The organism is Vibrio zhanjiangensis (assembly GCF_030161235.1).
Lineage (GTDB): Bacteria > Pseudomonadota > Gammaproteobacteria > Enterobacterales > Vibrionaceae > Vibrio > Vibrio zhanjiangensis.
The window spans coordinates 1-1,206 of the sequence record NZ_BSPW01000101.1 but is presented as its reverse complement, the minus strand read 5'-3'; the positions used below and the strand labels follow the sequence as shown (position 1 = coordinate 1,206).

The following is a 1,206-nucleotide window of genomic DNA, read 5'->3' as shown; positions in this document are numbered from 1 at the left end:
GGCTTCCAGCATGCTAAATAGTAACGTGATCGGTATAGACCTAGCGAAAAGTGTCTTTCAAGTTTGTCATATCAGTATCCATGGAGAACTACTGAGTAACAAAGCTATGAGCAGGCAAAAACTTAAAGAATTTTTGGCAACGGCTAAGCCTTCTATTGTGGCTGTTGAAGGATGTGCTAGCTGCCATTATTGGGGACGTTTCGCTGAACGGTTTAGTCACGATGTGCGAATCATTAACCCAAAGAAAGTCAAAGGCTATCTTGAAGGTCATAAAACTGACGCGAATGATGCGTTAGCTGTAGCGAATGCCGCACTACAAATTGGTCTTAAGTACAGTAAGCCCAAAACAATTGACCAGCAAGGACTTCATTCTCTTGAAACAAGTCGTCAGTTATTAACTCGTTCTATGGTTTCCATAGGCCAGCATATTCGTGCGATCATTCTTGAGTATGGTGTTGTTAATGCTAAAGGAGAAATCGGTCTAAAAAAATCAGTTACCTCAGTCCTTGATGGACAGTCCGAAATGCCAGCACCATTGGCTACAACGATTACAATGATGTGGCAACAATACCTCAATCTAAAATCAGAGTTGAAGCAGTTAGAAAAAACCAAAAACGCTCTTACTCGACAGATTGAACCATGTCGTAGATTAATGGAGTTAGAAGGGATAGCTGAAACAACAGCGTCAATGCTGTATGTCACATTAGGCAATGGCGATCAGTTTAAAAATGGTCGGCAAGCCTCAGCGTTCGTTGGCTTAACTCCAAAACAACATAGCTCTGGTGGTAAAACTATAATGCTTGGGATTAACAAAACTGGTGGAGTAAAGGATCTACGCTCATTACTCTACTTAGGTGCGATGTCCTATCTTGCTAGACTTCCTGAAATTCCTACTACCCAGAAACAGGCTTGGTTAATTGAACTGGTCAAGAGGATTGGCTTTAAACGAGCCTGTATTGCATTAGCAAATAAGACGGTTAGAACCGCGTGGGCAATGCTTCGCTATGAGACAAAATATCAATCAATACCAGCAACAGTTTAAGTTTAACGCAGTACCAAATTTTACAAAATGATGATGCATAATAGGTAAGACCAACCTACTGAGAACCTGACCGAAGTGTAATGTTTTCAAAAACTGCCTAACTGAATAGGTCAGTAGGTGCGCAAACATCAAAGGTTAGGGGGTAGCTCCCCCAACAGAAACCG

General features: G+C 41.5%; 1 protein-coding gene. It reads left to right on the top strand.

Translation table 11 applies throughout. The features are described from left to right. Positions 1–10 precede the first annotated feature (10 nt). Positions 11–1,042 (top strand): IS110 family RNA-guided transposase, encoded by a 1,032-nt coding sequence (locus tag QQK21_RS21145; RefSeq protein WP_348541511.1) that lies wholly within the window; start codon positions 11–13, stop codon positions 1,040–1,042. Positions 1,043–1,206 lie beyond the last annotated feature (164 nt).

Coding starts and splice junctions, on each gene's coding strand:
- QQK21_RS21145 (WP_348541511.1), top strand. CDS start 11: ATGCTAAATAGTAACGTGATCGGTATAGACCTAGCGAAAAGTGTCTTT.